The organism is Nocardia thailandica NBRC 100428, assembly GCF_000308795.1.
GTDB classification, from domain to species: domain Bacteria; phylum Actinomycetota; class Actinomycetes; order Mycobacteriales; family Mycobacteriaceae; genus Nocardia; species Nocardia thailandica.
This window is the reverse complement of record NZ_BAGK01000127.1, coordinates 127,528-141,308: the sequence shown is the minus strand read 5'-3', so window position 1 is coordinate 141,308 and position 13,781 is coordinate 127,528. Positions and strand designations below refer to the sequence as shown.

Annotated in this window: 18 protein-coding genes; 8 read left to right on the top strand and 10 right to left on the bottom strand. The window is 72.1% G+C overall.

What is annotated here, in order from left to right:
- Positions 1–21 precede the first annotated feature (21 nt).
- Positions 22–1,383, bottom strand: a complete 1,362-nt coding sequence (locus ON36_RS14060; RefSeq protein WP_281004859.1) for a M20/M25/M40 family metallo-hydrolase — start codon at positions 1,381–1,383, stop codon at positions 22–24.
- A gap of 184 nt (positions 1,384–1,567) precedes the next feature.
- Between ON36_RS14060 and ON36_RS14055 the strand changes: the two genes are divergently transcribed.
- On the top strand, positions 1,568–1,963 hold the full coding sequence (locus ON36_RS14055) for a hypothetical protein (RefSeq protein WP_157224869.1): 396 nt from the start codon (positions 1,568–1,570) through the stop codon (positions 1,961–1,963).
- A 15-nt stretch (positions 1,964–1,978) separates the two neighbouring features.
- Here the strand turns inward: ON36_RS14055 and ON36_RS14050 are convergent, their stop codons facing one another.
- The gene (locus tag ON36_RS14050; RefSeq protein WP_052313969.1) at positions 1,979–2,257 is read right to left on the bottom strand and encodes a hypothetical protein; all 279 of its coding nucleotides are present in this window, start codon (positions 2,255–2,257) and stop codon (positions 1,979–1,981) included.
- 21 nt (positions 2,258–2,278) lie between these two features.
- Between ON36_RS14050 and ON36_RS14045 the strand changes: the two genes are divergently transcribed.
- Positions 2,279–2,575 (top strand): hypothetical protein, encoded by a 297-nt coding sequence (locus tag ON36_RS14045; protein ID WP_043652426.1) that lies wholly within the window; start codon positions 2,279–2,281, stop codon positions 2,573–2,575.
- A gap of 4 nt (positions 2,576–2,579) precedes the next feature.
- Here ON36_RS14045 and ON36_RS34705 read toward each other — a convergent pair whose 3' ends face one another.
- Positions 2,580–2,726 carry a hypothetical protein gene (locus ON36_RS34705; protein WP_157224868.1) on the bottom strand — a complete coding sequence of 49 codons (147 nt, stop codon included), beginning with the start codon at positions 2,724–2,726 and terminating at the stop codon, positions 2,580–2,582.
- A gap of 168 nt (positions 2,727–2,894) precedes the next feature.
- Between ON36_RS34705 and ON36_RS14040 the strand changes: the two genes are divergently transcribed.
- Complete coding sequence (locus ON36_RS14040; protein ID WP_043652423.1) at positions 2,895–4,016, top strand: metallophosphoesterase; 1,122 nt, start codon at positions 2,895–2,897, stop codon at positions 4,014–4,016.
- Between the two features lie 50 nt (positions 4,017–4,066).
- Positions 4,067–5,002, top strand: a complete 936-nt coding sequence (gene ppk2 / locus ON36_RS14035; RefSeq protein WP_174377569.1) for a polyphosphate kinase 2 — start codon at positions 4,067–4,069, stop codon at positions 5,000–5,002.
- Here ppk2 and ON36_RS14030 read toward each other — a convergent pair whose 3' ends face one another.
- Positions 5,003–5,500, bottom strand: coding sequence for an HXXEE domain-containing protein (locus ON36_RS14030; protein WP_218001200.1), 498 nt, complete (start codon positions 5,498–5,500; stop codon positions 5,003–5,005).
- Between the two features lie 119 nt (positions 5,501–5,619).
- On the opposite strand from ON36_RS14030, the gene ON36_RS14025 reads away from it, so the two are divergent.
- The gene (locus ON36_RS14025; protein WP_218001199.1) at positions 5,620–6,204 is read left to right on the top strand and encodes a TetR/AcrR family transcriptional regulator; all 585 of its coding nucleotides are present in this window, start codon (positions 5,620–5,622) and stop codon (positions 6,202–6,204) included.
- A gap of 24 nt (positions 6,205–6,228) precedes the next feature.
- Here the strand turns inward: ON36_RS14025 and ON36_RS14020 are convergent, their stop codons facing one another.
- Positions 6,229–6,576 carry a hypothetical protein gene (locus ON36_RS14020; protein WP_043652418.1) on the bottom strand — a complete coding sequence of 116 codons (348 nt, stop codon included), beginning with the start codon at positions 6,574–6,576 and terminating at the stop codon, positions 6,229–6,231.
- A gap of 216 nt (positions 6,577–6,792) precedes the next feature.
- A complete protein-coding gene (locus ON36_RS14015) occupies positions 6,793–8,289 on the bottom strand; it encodes an MDR family MFS transporter (protein WP_052313968.1) in 1,497 nt (498 codons plus the stop codon).
- Positions 8,290–8,655: 366 nt separating this feature from the next.
- On the opposite strand from ON36_RS14015, the gene ON36_RS14010 reads away from it, so the two are divergent.
- On the top strand, positions 8,656–9,705 hold the full coding sequence (locus tag ON36_RS14010) for an alpha/beta fold hydrolase (RefSeq protein WP_043652416.1): 1,050 nt from the start codon (positions 8,656–8,658) through the stop codon (positions 9,703–9,705).
- A gap of 102 nt (positions 9,706–9,807) precedes the next feature.
- Positions 9,808–10,659, top strand: a complete 852-nt coding sequence (locus ON36_RS14005; RefSeq protein WP_043652413.1) for a 3-hydroxybutyryl-CoA dehydrogenase — start codon at positions 9,808–9,810, stop codon at positions 10,657–10,659.
- A 64-nt stretch (positions 10,660–10,723) separates the two neighbouring features.
- Here the strand turns inward: ON36_RS14005 and ON36_RS14000 are convergent, their stop codons facing one another.
- From ON36_RS14000 to ON36_RS13990, 3 genes are all read right to left on the bottom strand, one after another.
- Entirely contained in the window at positions 10,724–11,008 is a 285-nt protein-coding gene (locus tag ON36_RS14000) for a GlsB/YeaQ/YmgE family stress response membrane protein (RefSeq protein WP_218001198.1), read from the bottom strand.
- A gap of 173 nt (positions 11,009–11,181) precedes the next feature.
- Positions 11,182–11,355 carry a CsbD family protein gene (locus tag ON36_RS13995; protein ID WP_043652409.1) on the bottom strand — a complete coding sequence of 58 codons (174 nt, stop codon included), beginning with the start codon at positions 11,353–11,355 and terminating at the stop codon, positions 11,182–11,184.
- Positions 11,356–11,462: 107 nt separating this feature from the next.
- Complete coding sequence (locus ON36_RS13990) at positions 11,463–12,176, bottom strand: DoxX family membrane protein (protein WP_052313967.1); 714 nt, start codon at positions 12,174–12,176, stop codon at positions 11,463–11,465.
- A gap of 271 nt (positions 12,177–12,447) precedes the next feature.
- Here ON36_RS13990 and ON36_RS13985 point away from each other — a divergent pair, with 271 nt between their 5' ends.
- On the top strand, positions 12,448–13,041 hold the full coding sequence (locus ON36_RS13985; protein WP_083885128.1) for a YdcF family protein: 594 nt from the start codon (positions 12,448–12,450) through the stop codon (positions 13,039–13,041).
- Here the strand turns inward: ON36_RS13985 and ON36_RS13980 are convergent, their stop codons facing one another.
- Positions 13,042–13,731: a DUF8020 domain-containing protein gene (locus ON36_RS13980; RefSeq protein WP_043652406.1), complete on the bottom strand. Its 690-nt coding sequence runs from the start codon at positions 13,729–13,731 to the stop codon at positions 13,042–13,044.
- Positions 13,732–13,781 lie beyond the last annotated feature (50 nt).

Here is a 13,781-nt window from a genome sequence, read left to right as displayed (position 1 = left end):
TCCGATTCGCGGGGTTCGGGTTCAGCTGTGCAGCAGGAAGTGTTCCAGGACCTGGGTGCCGAATTCCAGTGACCGCACCGGAACCCGTTCGTCCACCCCGTGGAACAGCGCGGTGAAGTCCAGCTCGGGCGGCAGCTGCAGCGGGGCGAACCCGAAGCAGCGGATACCGAGGCGGGCGAAGGCCTTGGCGTCGGTGCCGCCGGAGAGCATGTAGGGCACCGTGCGGCCCTGCGGGTCGTTGGCAAGCACCGCCTCGTTCATGGCGTCGACGAGCCTGCCGTCGAAGGTGGTCTCGTAGGAGTCGAGCTTGGTGATCCACTCGCGTTCGACGTCGGGGCCGATGAGTTCGTCGACCTCGCGCTCGAAGGCGGCCTGGCGGCCCGGCACGACGCGGCAGTCCACGACGGCCTCCGCGGTCTGCGGGATGACGTTGGCCTTGTAGCCGGCGCTGAGCATGGTCGGGTTGGCGGTGTCGCGCAGGGTGGCCCCGATGATGCGCGAGATCGTACCCAGCTTCGCCAGCTGGCCCTCGATGTCGGGCGAGTCCGGGTCGAAGGTCAGCCCGGTCTCCTCCGAGACCGCGGCGAGGAACTCGGCCACCGAGTCCGAGAGCACCAGCGGGAAGGTGTGGCGGCCCAGCCGGGCCACCGCCTCGGCCAGGATGGTGACCGCGTTGTCCTCGTGCAGGAACGAGCCGTGCCCGGCGCGGGCCTTGGCCCGCAGGCGCATCCAGCCCAGGCCCTTCTCGGCGGTCTCCACCAGGTACAGGCGCCGTTCGGTGCCGTCGGGGCGCGGCACGGTCAGCGAGAATCCGCCGACCTCGCCGACCGCCTCGCTCACCCCGGCGAACAGGTCGGGCCGGTTGTCCACCAGCCAGTGCGACCCCCACTTGCCGCCGTTCTCCTCGTCGGCCAGGAACGCGAACACCAGATCGCGCGGCGGGACGGTGCCCTCGGCCTTGAACTGGCGGGCCACCGCCAGGGTCATGCCGACCATGTCCTTCATGTCGACCGCGCCGCGGCCCCAGACGTAGCCGTCCTGCACCGCGCCGGAGAACGGGTGCACGCTCCAGTCCGACGCCTGGGCGGGCACCACGTCCAGGTGCCCGTGGATCATCAGCGCCCCGCGCGAGGAATCCGCGCCGGGCAGGCGGGCGAAGACGTTGCCGCGGCCGGGCGCGCCCGATTCCACGTACTCGGTCTCGTATCCCACCTCCGCGAGCTGACCGGCCACCCACTGGGCGCATTCGCGTTCGCCCTTGGTGGTGGCCAGCTCGCCGGTGTTGGAGGTGTCGAAGCGGATCAGCGTGCTGACCAGCTCCACGACCTCGTCCACTGCGCGCGAACGCGCGACCGAACCAGACTTTCCGTCAGTTGCCGACACGTCCCTTTCCTACCACCTGCGCGCGGTGTCCGGCCGCCGCCCCGGCGAGATGCGCACGGCGGGTGCGCAGCTCGCCCCGCCGCGGCTGCCCGGAATCAGGGTGAGCGCAACCCCGGCGTGGGTCCGCCGGATCGCCGCCGCGGCGGCGTAGCGTGACCGCACAGCCGACGAAGGGAGCTTGCCCGTGCGTGTCATGGTCGTCCCGGTTCTGGCCACCACCGCCCTGGCCTGCACGGTGATCGCGGCGGGTCAGGCCCGCCCGGCATCGCTGCCGGTCGTCTACGACTGCGCCGACGTCGCGGTCACCCAGCCCGCCTCCCTCACCCCCACCTGCGCCGATCTCGGCGAACACCTCTCGGGCCTGACCTGGACCCGCTGGGACGAGGAGGCGGCCGAGGCCACCGGCACCGAACACCGCAAGACCTGCGTCCCGGACTGCGCCACCGGACCGGTCGCCCAGCGCCCGGTCACGGTGCGGCTCTCGGGCCCGCACGGCAGCCCCGCGGTGTTCACCCGACTGCGCGTCACCGACGCCGCGGGCGACACCGCGGACTTCCTGCTGCCGGTCGGCCCCGGCTGACGGTATCGCTCGCAGTCACCCCGGAAGACGGTGTCCCGTCGCGCCTTCCGGGGTTTCGGCGTGCGCGAGCTGGTCCTCGACGCGGGCGGCCGGCGCGTGCCGCGGCTCGGCCGACCGCAGGGTGCGGCCGAGGACGAACGCGCCGTCGAGGCCGACCAGGATCGCCATCATCAGCTCGCGCGCGGTGTCGGGTCGGGGCCCGCCCGGATAGTCGGTGCCGCGCTCGATCCAGTCGGTGACGACCTCGGTGGCGGGGTGAACGGTGATCCCGCCGAACGGTTTTCGACCGGGCACCGGGCCGTATACCGTGGACAGGTGGATCCTGTGAGTCTGGCGGTCGGGGCGGGGTTGCTCGCGCTCGGCTGGGTGGCGGGCCGATTCGTACCCTCGCGCGGCGGTGCCCCCGGACGCGGCAGGGCACTCGCGCGCTGCGGATGCGGGCACGATCTGGCGCTGCACGACCGCGAGAGCGGCCGGTGCAACGCCGAGACCTCCCGGCGCGGCATGCACGGTATGCGCGAATGGGTGGGCTGCCGGTGCCGCCGCTACACCGGCCCGATACCCCTGGAAGAGGTCTTCACCCCGCCGATCCTGCCGCCTTCGCAGGACTGAGCGCTCAGCCTTCGCCGCGACCGGCGTCCCGCTCGGCCCGCTGCGCCTCCTCGAGCTCGCGGCGCAGGCGCGCGGCGGTGTCGTGGTCGCCGGTGTCCTCGGCGGTGGTGATGTCCTGATGCAGCTGGGCGATGGTGTCACGCAGGCTCATGGCGGTCCTTTCTCGTCGGTGTGGCACGACGGGACATACCCGCGCGGCGGCCGCTCGAACAGGGTCGGTGCGCGCCGCGTCCCGCCCGCTAATCGGAGGTCATTCCTCCGCTACTATGGACGGCGTCCGGGGCAGCGAGTTCCGGCCCTGCCCCCGAGGACCCGTCACGTGAAGATCGCTCTGCGCCTGCTCATCGCCCTCACCGTCGCCGCGTTGCTGTTCGCGGCACCGTGGTGGACCCTCGTCGCCGCGCCCGCCGGCTCGGGCGGGCCCTGGTTCTGGACCGGGACCGCCCTGTGGGTCGGGCTGACGCTGCTGCTGCCGGTGACCATGATCCTCGGGCACGGCCCCGCCCAGTCCGACGCCGCCGTGCTCGTCGGCGACACCCTGCTCGGGGTGGCCTGGATCCTGTTCACCTGGTCGATCGCCGGGGCGGTCGTCGGCGGCGTGCTGAGCCTGGCCGGCGTGGCGGACACGGCCGCGGCGGTGGCCGTCGCGGTGGCCGCGCTCACGGCCGCCCTCGTCGCCTGGGCGATGTACGAGGCGCGGCGGCTGCCGCGCGTGCGCACCGTCGAGGTGCCGATCACCGGGCTCGGCGCCGCGCTGGACGGCGTGCGGGTCGTCGTGGTGACCGACACCCACTTCGCCGCCACCGACCGCGAACGCTGGTCGCGGCGGGTCGTCGAACTGGTCAACGCCCAGCACCCCGACATCGCCTGCCACGCGGGCGATCTCGCCGACGGCCCGTTCGAGCGCCGCAAGGCCCAGGTCGATCCGCTCGCCGGGGTCCAGGCCCCGCTCGGCAAGTTCTACATCACCGGTAACCACGAGTACTTCGGCGACGCGCTCGCCTGGATCGAGCACATGCGCGCCCTCGGCTGGCAGCCGTTGCGCAACGAGCACCGCGTGCTGACCCGCGGCGACGACCAGCTCGTGCTGGCCGGCATCGACGACCCCACCGGCATCGCCCTGCCCGGGCACGGCCCCGACCTGCCCGCCGCGCTCGCCGGCGCGCCGAAGGCGCCGGTGGTGCTGCTGGCCCACCAGCCCAAGCAGATCGTCGAGGCGGTCGCGGGCAACGTCGACCTGCAGATCTCCGGGCACACCCACGGCGGCCAGATCTGGCCCTTCCACTACCTGGTGCGCCTCGACCAGCCGGTCGTGGCGGGGCTGAGCCGCCACGGGCACAACACCCAGCTCTACACCAGCCGGGGCACGGGATTCTGGGGTCCTCCGCTGCGGCTGTTCGCCCCCAGCGAGGTCAGCGTGCTCGTGTTGCGCGCCGCCTGAGGGCACCTGGCGTTCACCGGCCGGTCGGATTCGGTCGTTAACGTCGCGGAATGACCGACTTCGCCACCCCGCCGCTGCTGCGCGACCTGAGCGAGATCGCCGATCTCGCGACCGCGATCGATCTGACCGACACCACCGGCTTCACCGTCGACGATCTCGACGACGACGACCCGCTGCTGCTCACCGCCGACGGCGGCTACGTCGTCGACACCTGGCGCGAGGACTACCCCTACCCCGCGCGCCTCGAGCGCCCGGTCTACGAGGCCGACAAGCGGCTGCTGCAGATCGAGCTGCTCAAGCTGCAGAACTGGGTCAAGGCCAACGGCAGACGGCTGGTCATCGTGTTCGAGGGCCGCGACGCGGCGGGCAAGGGCGGCACGATCAAACGGTTCATGGAACATCTCAATCCGCGCGGGGCGCGCGTGGTGGCGCTGGAGAAGCCGACCACCCGCGAGCAGACCCAGTGGTACTTCCAGCGGTATGTGGAGCACCTACCCGCGGCCGGGGAAATCGTGCTGTTCGACCGCTCCTGGTACAACCGGGCGGGCGTCGAGCGGGTGATGGGTTTCTGCACCCCCGAACAGCATCGGCGCTTCCTGGCTCAGGTGCCGTTGTTCGAGCGCATGCTCGTCGACGACGGGATCGACCTGGTGAAGTTCTGGTTCTCGGTCTCGCCGCTGGAGCAGCGCACCCGCTTCGCCATCCGCCAGGTCGACCCCGTCCGCCAGTGGAAGCTGTCCCCGATGGACCTGGCCTCCCTGGACAAGTGGGACGACTACACCGCGGCCAAGGAGGAGAACTTCGCCCACACCGACACCGATATCGCCCCCTGGACGGTGGTCAAGAGCAACGACAAGAAGCGGGCCCGCCTCAACGCCATGCGCCACGTCCTCGGCCTGTTCGACTACGACAACAAGGATCCCGAGGTCGTCGCCCCCGCCGACCCGCTCATCGTCGGGCGCGCCCGCAACGTCGTCGGTTCCTGATCAGCGCGTCAGCCGCTCCGCGGCCAGGTGGGTCAGCGCCAGCGAGGCGGGCACCAGCGCGGCCGCGCCGAGCCACGTGCCCGCGTCGGCGCGCCGCACCCCGGCACGGCCCAGCTCCCGCCATGCCCACAGCGCGTACGGGATGACGACGGTGGGCGCGGTCGCCACGCCCGGGGTGTAACCCCGGTGCGCGGCGCTCAGGGCCAGGTGCCCGAACCCGTGGGCGCCGAAGCCGACCAGGGCGGCCTGGAAGAACCGCGACCGCCCGCCGGTCGCCGCCCCGGCCGCGGCGGCCGCGGTGACCAGGCCACCCATCAGCGCGATCGCGGTGTGCGCGTGCTCGTCGGAGACGGGCCTGCGCAGCCACGCCGGGCCCGTCGCCGCGCGATCCGGGTCGGCGGCCACGCGCCGCGACCACGGCGCCATGGTGAACCACTCCTCGGTGTCGTTGGCCAGCCAGGCCAGCAGCAGGCCCCAGGCCACGGTCGTCGTGCGCATGTCTCGTCCTGTCGTCGATCGGGAGCGGTTCGGCACCGCCGCTTTGCAACGCAACGTTGCGTTGCAAACGGTAATCCGGCGCGGTTCGCAACGCAACGTCGCGTTGTATATTGATCGCCGTGGATGTGGCGACACCGAACGGGCAGGGTCCCCGCAAAGCGGCCGAGATCTTCGCGGCGACGCTGGCCCTGGTGACCGACAAGGGCTACGACGGGCTGACCGTGGAGGCGGTGGCGGCGCGGGCGGGGGTCAACAAGACGACGCTCTACCGGTGGTGGCCGTCCAAGGACGCGCTGCTGGCCGCCGCGCTGGTTCGCTCGCCGCTGCTGGCGTTCACCCTGCCCGACACCGGTTCCCTGCGCGGCGATCTGCGCGCGCTCGCCGAGGGCATCGTCGGCCTGCTGACCGGCCCCGACAGCGCCGCCGTCATCGGCCCGGTGCTGGCGGCCGCGCCGCGCAGGCCCGAGCTCGCCGAACTCGGGCGCGCCTTCTTCGCCGACCGCCTGGCCAGGGAGCGGCCGATCTTCGACCGGGCCGTCGAGCGCGGCGAACTCGCCGCGGGCACGGACCCGGAGACGGTCATGGACCTGCTCGCCGGCGCGATCTGGCTGCGGCTGCTGTTGCGGGGACGCGAGCTCGGCGCCGGTGATCTCGAACGGATCCTCGACACCCTGCTCCACGGGGCACTCGCCTCCCGGGGCTGACGGCCCGCTCCCCCGGCCCCCCGGTCACGACGGGCCGAATCCGGTGATCTCGCAGGCGATCACCATCGCCGCCAGCAGCGCGCCGGCGCCGAGCGCGGCCCCGGCGTAGGCGCTCGCGGCCGCGCGGACACGGGGAAGCAGCGCGGCCACGCCCGCGGGGGCGGCGAGCACGCCGAGCGCGCCCGCCCACGACAGCCAGTAGGTCAGCGGGACCTCCCGCAGCGGCTGACCGCCGGTCGGGATCCCCGGCAGGTGCAGGCTCTGGCGCAGGTAGAAACTGGCGGGGAGGAACACGAACACCGCCGTCACCAATCCGGCGCCGGTCCCCCAGCCGCCCCGCCGCCGCGCGGGTGGATACGGATACGCGCTCATCCGCGGTGTCCTCCCGGATTCGCTGATCGAGGGCCGCCGTTGCGGCGGCATGCCGAGGGTCACGGTAGCGACCGCGGGCCACGCATCGCCGTCACCGGCGTTCGCCTCGCGTGTCCCCGGGGCGAGCGCTCCGGTGGCGGTCGCGGCGAGACCGTCCCCGGACAGGACGAAGCCCCGTCGTCCGGCGGGACGACGGGGCTTCGCGGGGCCGAGGGGTCAGCTCTTGGTGAGCACCGGGGTCTCGGCCGCGTCCTGCGGCGCGGGATCGGCGGCCGGGACCTCGGCGGGCCCGGCGTGGGGGTCGGCGGCGGCCCGGTTGGGCAGCAGCACCGCCATGGCGATGACCAGCAGCGACAGCGCCGCCGAGACGAGGAAGGCCAGCTTCATCCCGTCCAGGTGGGCGACGACCGGTTCCACGCCCTCGGCGATGAGGTCCTTGGAACGCGCCGACATCAGCGTGATGACCAGCGCGGTGCCGAACGCCGCGGCCACCTGCTGCAGGGTGCCGAGCATGGAACTGCCGTGCGAGTACAGGTTCATCGGCAGCGCGCCGAGGCCCAGCGTGAAGACCGGGGTGAAGGTGGCGGCCAGCGCGACCATGAGCAGCACGTGCAGCGCCAGCAGCACCCAGTACGGGGTCGTCAGGGTGATGGTGGTGAAGCCGGCCAGTGCCGCGGTGATGGCGATCGATCCGGGGATGACCAGGACGCGGCCGCCGAAGCGGTCGAACAGCTTGCCCACGGTCGGGCCGAGCAGACCCATCGCCAGCCCGCCCGGCATGACCAGCAGGCCGGTCTCCAGCGGGGACAGGTGGCGCAGGTTCTGCAGGTACAGCGGCAGCAGGATCATCGAGCCGAGCATCGCCAGGAACGCGACCGACATCAGAATCAGTGCCTTGGTGTAGGTGCCCGCCAGCAGGACCCGCAGGTCGAGCAGCGGGGTGCCCGACCGCTGCAGCGACAGCTGACGCCAGGCGAACACCGCGATCAGCGCGACGCCCGCGGCCACGATGCCCGAGGGCAGGCCGAGCGCGCCGGATTCGAAGCGGCTCAGGCCGTACACCAGTCCGCCGAAGCCCAGCGCCGCCAGCACCACCGAGAACCAGTCGATCGCGCCCGCCTGCGGCTCCCCGATGTTCTCGAGCCGGCCGAGACCCAGCCAGGTCACCACGCCGGCGATCGGCAGCATCAGCGCGAACAGCCAGCGCCACGACCCGACCTGCAGGACCAGGCCGGAGATGACCGGGCCCATCGCCGGGGCGACCGAGATCGCCAGGGTCACGTTGCCCATGACCTTGCCGCGATCCTGTTCGGGGACCACCGTCATCAGCGTGGTCATCAGCAGCGGCATCATGACCGCGGTGCCGCCCGCCTGGATGATGCGTCCGGCCAGCAGGACCGCGAAGGTCGGGGCCAGCGCCGAGAGCAGGGTGCCCGCGATGAACACACCCATGGCGGTGGTGTAGGCGGTGCGGGTCGGCACGCGCTGCAGGAACCAGCCGGTGGTCGGGATGACCGCGGCCATGGTGAGCATGAACGCGGTGGAGACCCACTGGGCGGCGCTCTCGGTGACCTCCAGATCGGTCATCAGCCGCGGGATGGCGTTGATCATGATGGTCTCGTTGAGGATGACCACGAAGGTGGCCAGCACCAGGACCCGGATGACGGTCGGGGTACGCCCGCCCGTGGGTGGAGCGTGTTGGTCGATCGTCATGGGGGTACCTCCAGGGGAAGACTGTGGGGCGGGAAAAGGCTGGGGCCCGGCGCTCGGCCGTGTGCGGGCGCTGCAACAGTGCAGACGGAGCCGCTGGGTCGAACTCATCGAGCGCGGGCCAGTATTCCGCGCACCACCGACACGAATCACGCGATTTTCCGGCGCCGGGCGCGCGCGGTCCGGACGAACGACCAGCTCAGCGCACCCGTCGCCGCGCGAGGATTCGACGCGGTGAGCCTGGTCACACCGCGCCCGGTCCCGGCCGGTCGGAGCGGTGTGGGATACCCCACCCCGGCTTGTTAACCGCCGGTAACTGTGACAGCCTGTCCAACATAGTTAGGTGGGTTCGGGAACGCGGAGGATGTTGTGGTCGCTCTGGATGTCGCGCTGCGCAATGCGGGCGCCCTCTTCGGCAGCGGAATCGAGCCCTACTCCCCGACACCGTCGGACGTGGTGTCCGATGCACCGCATCGCCGGCTGCTGCGCTACCGCCGCGACACCCCCGCCACCGGCAACCCGGTGCTGCTGGTGCCGCCGCTGGCCGTCACCATCACCTGCTACGACATCCGGCCCAGCCAGAGCCTGGTCCGGTTCCTGCTCGACCTGGGCCGCGAGGTCTACGTCGTCGACTACGGCGAGATCACCTACGCCGACCGTGACCTGGGATTCGAGGAATGGGTCGACGACATCGTGCCCACCGCCATCGGCCAGGTCAGCGCCGCCAACGACGACGCCGAGGTCGACCTCATCGGCTGGTCCTTCGGCGGCACCATGAGCCTGCTGACCGCCGCCGCCCACCCCGAGCGGCCGATCGCCTCGGTCACCGCCGTCGGCAGCCCCTTCGACCAGCGCCGCAACGGCCAGATCAGCCTGGCCCGGCAGCTGGGCAGGATCACCGGCGGCCGCGAGGTCACCGTGCCGGTTCGCCTGATCGGCGGCGTGCCCAAGTACGCGGTGCGCGCCGGTTTCCGCATCCAGGCCTTCGACCGCGAACTGACCAAGCCCTGGTACATCCTGCGCAACATCACCGACACCGAGACCCTGGCCCGCATGCAGTCGGTGGACCGGTTCATGGACGAGATGCCCGGCTACCCCGGCCGCTTCTACCGTCAGGCCCACCGCCAGTTCATCGTGCGCAACGAGATGTGGAAGGGCACGGTGCATCTGGGCCCGCACAACGCCATCGACCTGAGCAAGCTGACCGTGCCGGTCCTGCTGGTCGGCGGCACCCGCGACAAGCTGGCCTCGGCGGCCTCGGTGCGCGCGGGCACCGAGGTGCTCACCGGCGCCGCCGAGGTGCGGTTCGTGCAGGTCGAGGGCAGCCACCTCGGCATCATCGCCGGGCCGGAGGCGCCCTCGACGACCTGGGCGGCGATTGCGGACTTCCTCGGCGCGTCGCGCCTGGTCGGGGCCTGAGCCGGAACCTGTTCACCCACCCCACCCACACCTCCGCGCTCGCGGCCCTGTGGAATAGCGTGCGTCAGTCGATGACGAACACGAGCTATTGGAGTGATGTCAGTGGAGTTGATCGGTGTGATCGGTGGCGGCACGATGGGTGCCGGTATCGCCGAGGTGTGCGCGAAGGCCGGGAGCTCGGTGCTCGTGCTCGAGACCAAGCAGGAGTTCGCCGACGCCGCCCAGGCGCGCATCGCCACCTCCATCAGCCGCGGCGTGGCCCGGGGCAAGATCAGCCAGGAGGACGCCGACGCGGCGATCGCCCGCGTGCGGGTCACCCTCGACATCGACGAGTTCGCCGACCGTGACCTGGTCATCGAGGCGGCCCCGGAGATCGAGTCGCTGAAGTACGAGATCTTCGGCAAGCTGGACTCGATCGTCAAGCCCGAGGGCATCCTGGCCACCAACACCTCCTCGATCCCGGTGATCAAGGTCGCCGGGGCCACCCAGCGTCCCGAGCGGGTCGTCGGCGTGCACTTCTTCAACCCGGTGCCGGTGATGCCGCTGGTGGAGATCATCTCCACCCTGGTGACCGCGCCGGAGACCGCCGCCGCGGTCACCGACTACGCCAAGAACACCCTGGGCAAGACCACCGTGCAGGCCGGTGACCGCTCGGGCTTCATCGTCAACGCGCTGCTCATCCCGTACCTGTGTTCGGCGGTGCGCATGCTCGAGTCCGGATACGCCACCGCCGAGGACATCGACGCGGCGATGAAGGGCGGCTGCGGGTACCCGATGGGCCCGCTGACCCTGCTCGACACCGTGGGTCTCGACATCGCGCTGGCCGCCTCGGAGTCGCTCTACGCGGAGTTCGCCGAGCCGCACCTGGCCCCGCCGGCGCTGCTGCGCCGCATGGTCGACGCGGGCCGTCTCGGCCGCAAGACCGGCCGCGGTTTCTACGACTACAGCGCCTGAGCACAGTCGTCGGGCCCCGTCGCGCGTACTGCGCGGCGGGGCCCGACGGGTGTGTGGGGGCACATCAGGCGGCCGGCGGGTGCCCGCGTCCGGTCGCCGACTCGGCGACGCCGAGCAGCACGATCGCGGCCACGACCGCGATGAGGAAGCCCCAGAAGTTCAGCTCGGTGATCGAGCCGACCCCGATGAGGCTGGCGATGATGCCGGCGATGAGCGCGGCGGCCATGCCGATACCCAGCGTCATGCCCAGGCTGATGTTCTGCGCGCCGGGCTTGAGCACCCGGGCGAGCACGCCGATCACGGCCCCGATGAGCAGGAAACCGCAGATTTGCACGATGGCATTGATCATCGCTCGAACCTCCCGGTGATCGCCGCGACGGAATGCCGCGGGTCGTCCCTTCGATCATCGACCTCGCGCGGTCCCCGGACCAGCCTCCGTGATTCCGGCGTTGCCGAAACGTTGCCCGCCGGAACGCGGGCGGGGCGCCCCCTGGTGAGGGGGCGCCCCGGTGGTCACGCCGTTCACTGACGGAAGGCGTCCTTGACCTTCTCGCCGGCGTCCTTCAGGTTCGACTTCACCTGATCGCCACGGCCCTCGTTCTCGAGGTCGCGATCGTCGCTCGCCTTGCCCGCGGCCTCCTTGGCCTTGCCGGCGAGCTCGTCGGCCTTGTTCTTCACCTTGTCGGAGATGCTCATGGCTTCCCTTCCAGACGTTCTCTTCGGCCATCGGTCGGCCGATGGGCCGTCGGTTGGACCCGTTGGGGGCCATACCCGGGTCCCCGGACCGCAAACAGCGGCCGGGGTCATCGGTTGGTGTTCGCCTCGACGCGTTCCTTGACCGACTCGCCCAGCTGGGTCGCGCCGCCGCGCAGGACCGAGGCCAGGTGCTTGCCCTCCTCGCGGGCCGCCTCGGCCAGGCGCGGACCGTCCTCGCGGGCGCGTTCGAACAGGTCACGGCCGTGGCTGCGGACCGCCCCGGCCAGTTCGGCGCCCTCCTCGCGGGCCCGCCCGACCAGTTCGCCGCCGCGATCGGCGGCGTGACCGACGAACGTCTCGCCGCGGTCGGCCAGTTCGTAGGCCTCGGCACGGGCGCGGATGCCCGGCGCGGGCTTGCCGTCGGTGTCGACGACGGTGATGAGCAGCCCGCCCAGCACGGCCAGGTCCTGGAAGAACGCCGACCGTTTCACCGAGCGGACGACGGGATCCTTCTCGGCCCAGAAGTCCTTCTCCACGACCGCGCGCGGCGGCACGGTCGCCGACAGGGCGAGGGCCGAGAGCCGGGGGAAGCGGCCGGTGGCCAGCGTGAGCCCGCCGACGACCTGGACGACCGAGCTGACCGTCAGCAGCACGCTGGGGTCCGCGGGGACCCGCTGGGCGGCGGTGTCGGGCAGGGTTTCGCGGGCCTTGTCGGCCAGCGTCTCGGCCGCGAGGACCCGCGAGCGCGGTGCCAGCAGCCCTGCGACTCCGTTGGCGACGAAGGTTCCTGCGAGCAGGGTGCGTGCGACTCGCCTGATCATGATGCTCCTTCCGGTCTCCGGGATGGCCGGTACCGGCCACACGGGGGCGCATACCCGGCTGCGGGACCGGTACGCAGCCCGGATCGGTCACATCGGCAGCCGGTACGGGCTTGTGATCGGCGCCGAATGACCGAACCCAGCGGCACGGACCGGCCGGCTATGAGCTGTCGCAGGGTCCGCCCGAGCGCCGGACCGGCGCGGGCGCGCTGCCGCATCGTTGCGCCGAGACGGTCCGCTCCGGACCGGTCCCGGCTCGAGGAGGCGACGGGGTATGCGTGCATGGGTTCGAACGATCGGGGTGGCGGCCGCGGTGGTGGCGATCTGCTGGCCCGCGGCGTCCACGGCGGGCGCCGACGGTCCGCTCCCGGCGCTGCCCTTCGGCACCCATCAGGGCGTGCCGCCGCTGGATTTCACCACCCTGCCTTCGACCTACGGTCCCGACACCGCGGTGGTGATCCTCGGCTACGGCCTGACCCCGGAGGGCACCCTGCGCGAGGAGCTGGTGCGCCGGTTGCGGGCGGGGCTGATGCAGGCGGTGTTCGCGCCGCTGTCGCCGGTGATCGTGACCGGCGGCAATCCGCAGTCGGGGGTGCGCGAGGCCGACGCGATGGCGGACTGGCTGGTGGCCAACGGCCTGCCCGAGGCCCGGATCCTGCGCGAGCCCGAGGCGGCGTCGACCGTCGAGAACGCCCGCCGCACCGCGGATCTGCTGCGCGAGCACGGGCTGCGCGACGCGGTCCTTGTCACCTCGGGCGACCATCTGGCCCGTGCCCGCGCCGCCTTCCTGGACGCGGGCGTCACCGTGGCGGGCGCGCGGACCCCCGAGCAGACCGTGTGGCCCTTCGGCCCGCTCGGGGACCGCTGATCACTTCGCCGGGGAGGGGGCGTTGATCGTGCTGAAGTACTGGATGGCCGCGCCCACCGCGACGGGCGCGGTCACCAGGATTTGACCCGCGAGGGTGCCCAGCGCGCCCACGGCGAGGATGCCTCCCAGGCAGCCCACCGCGGCGGCGGGGATGAAGGGGCCGAAGAGCCCGATGATGGTCGCCGAGGCCACGGTGGCCCCGGCGATGCCGCCGAGCACGCAGCCGACGGCGCCGCCGGTGAGCCCGCCCAGCAGGGTGCCCAGGGTCGCGCCCATGCTGATGGTGCTGGTCATGCGGGACCAGGCGGCCTGCTCGCGGTCGTATTCGTTCTTCCACGGCGCCTTGTCCTCGTAGGGCAGCGCGACCGGGGCGTAGACGGCGCGTTCCATGCTCAGCTGCGGGGTGAGGGTGGCGGTGCGGCCGTTGATCTCGGCGGCGATGGGGAAGCGGAAGTCCTCGACGGTGAAGGTCAGCGGGGTCGCGGCGATCACGGTGCCCTCGGGCGAGCGGACCTGCAGCGCGCCGTCGGCGACGGTGAAGGCGCCCGAGTCGATGTCGATGATCGCGGCGGTATCGGTGGCGTGGGCGGTGAAGGAGACCGGCGCTTCGGGGGCGGCGGTGGCGGGGGCGGCGGTGACGCTCAGCGCGGCGATCGCGAGCGCGGGCAGGGCCAGGGTCCTCATCGACATGGTGTTCCTCGGGGTCGGGCGGTGCCGAGCGGTGCGTCGGCCGCCCTACT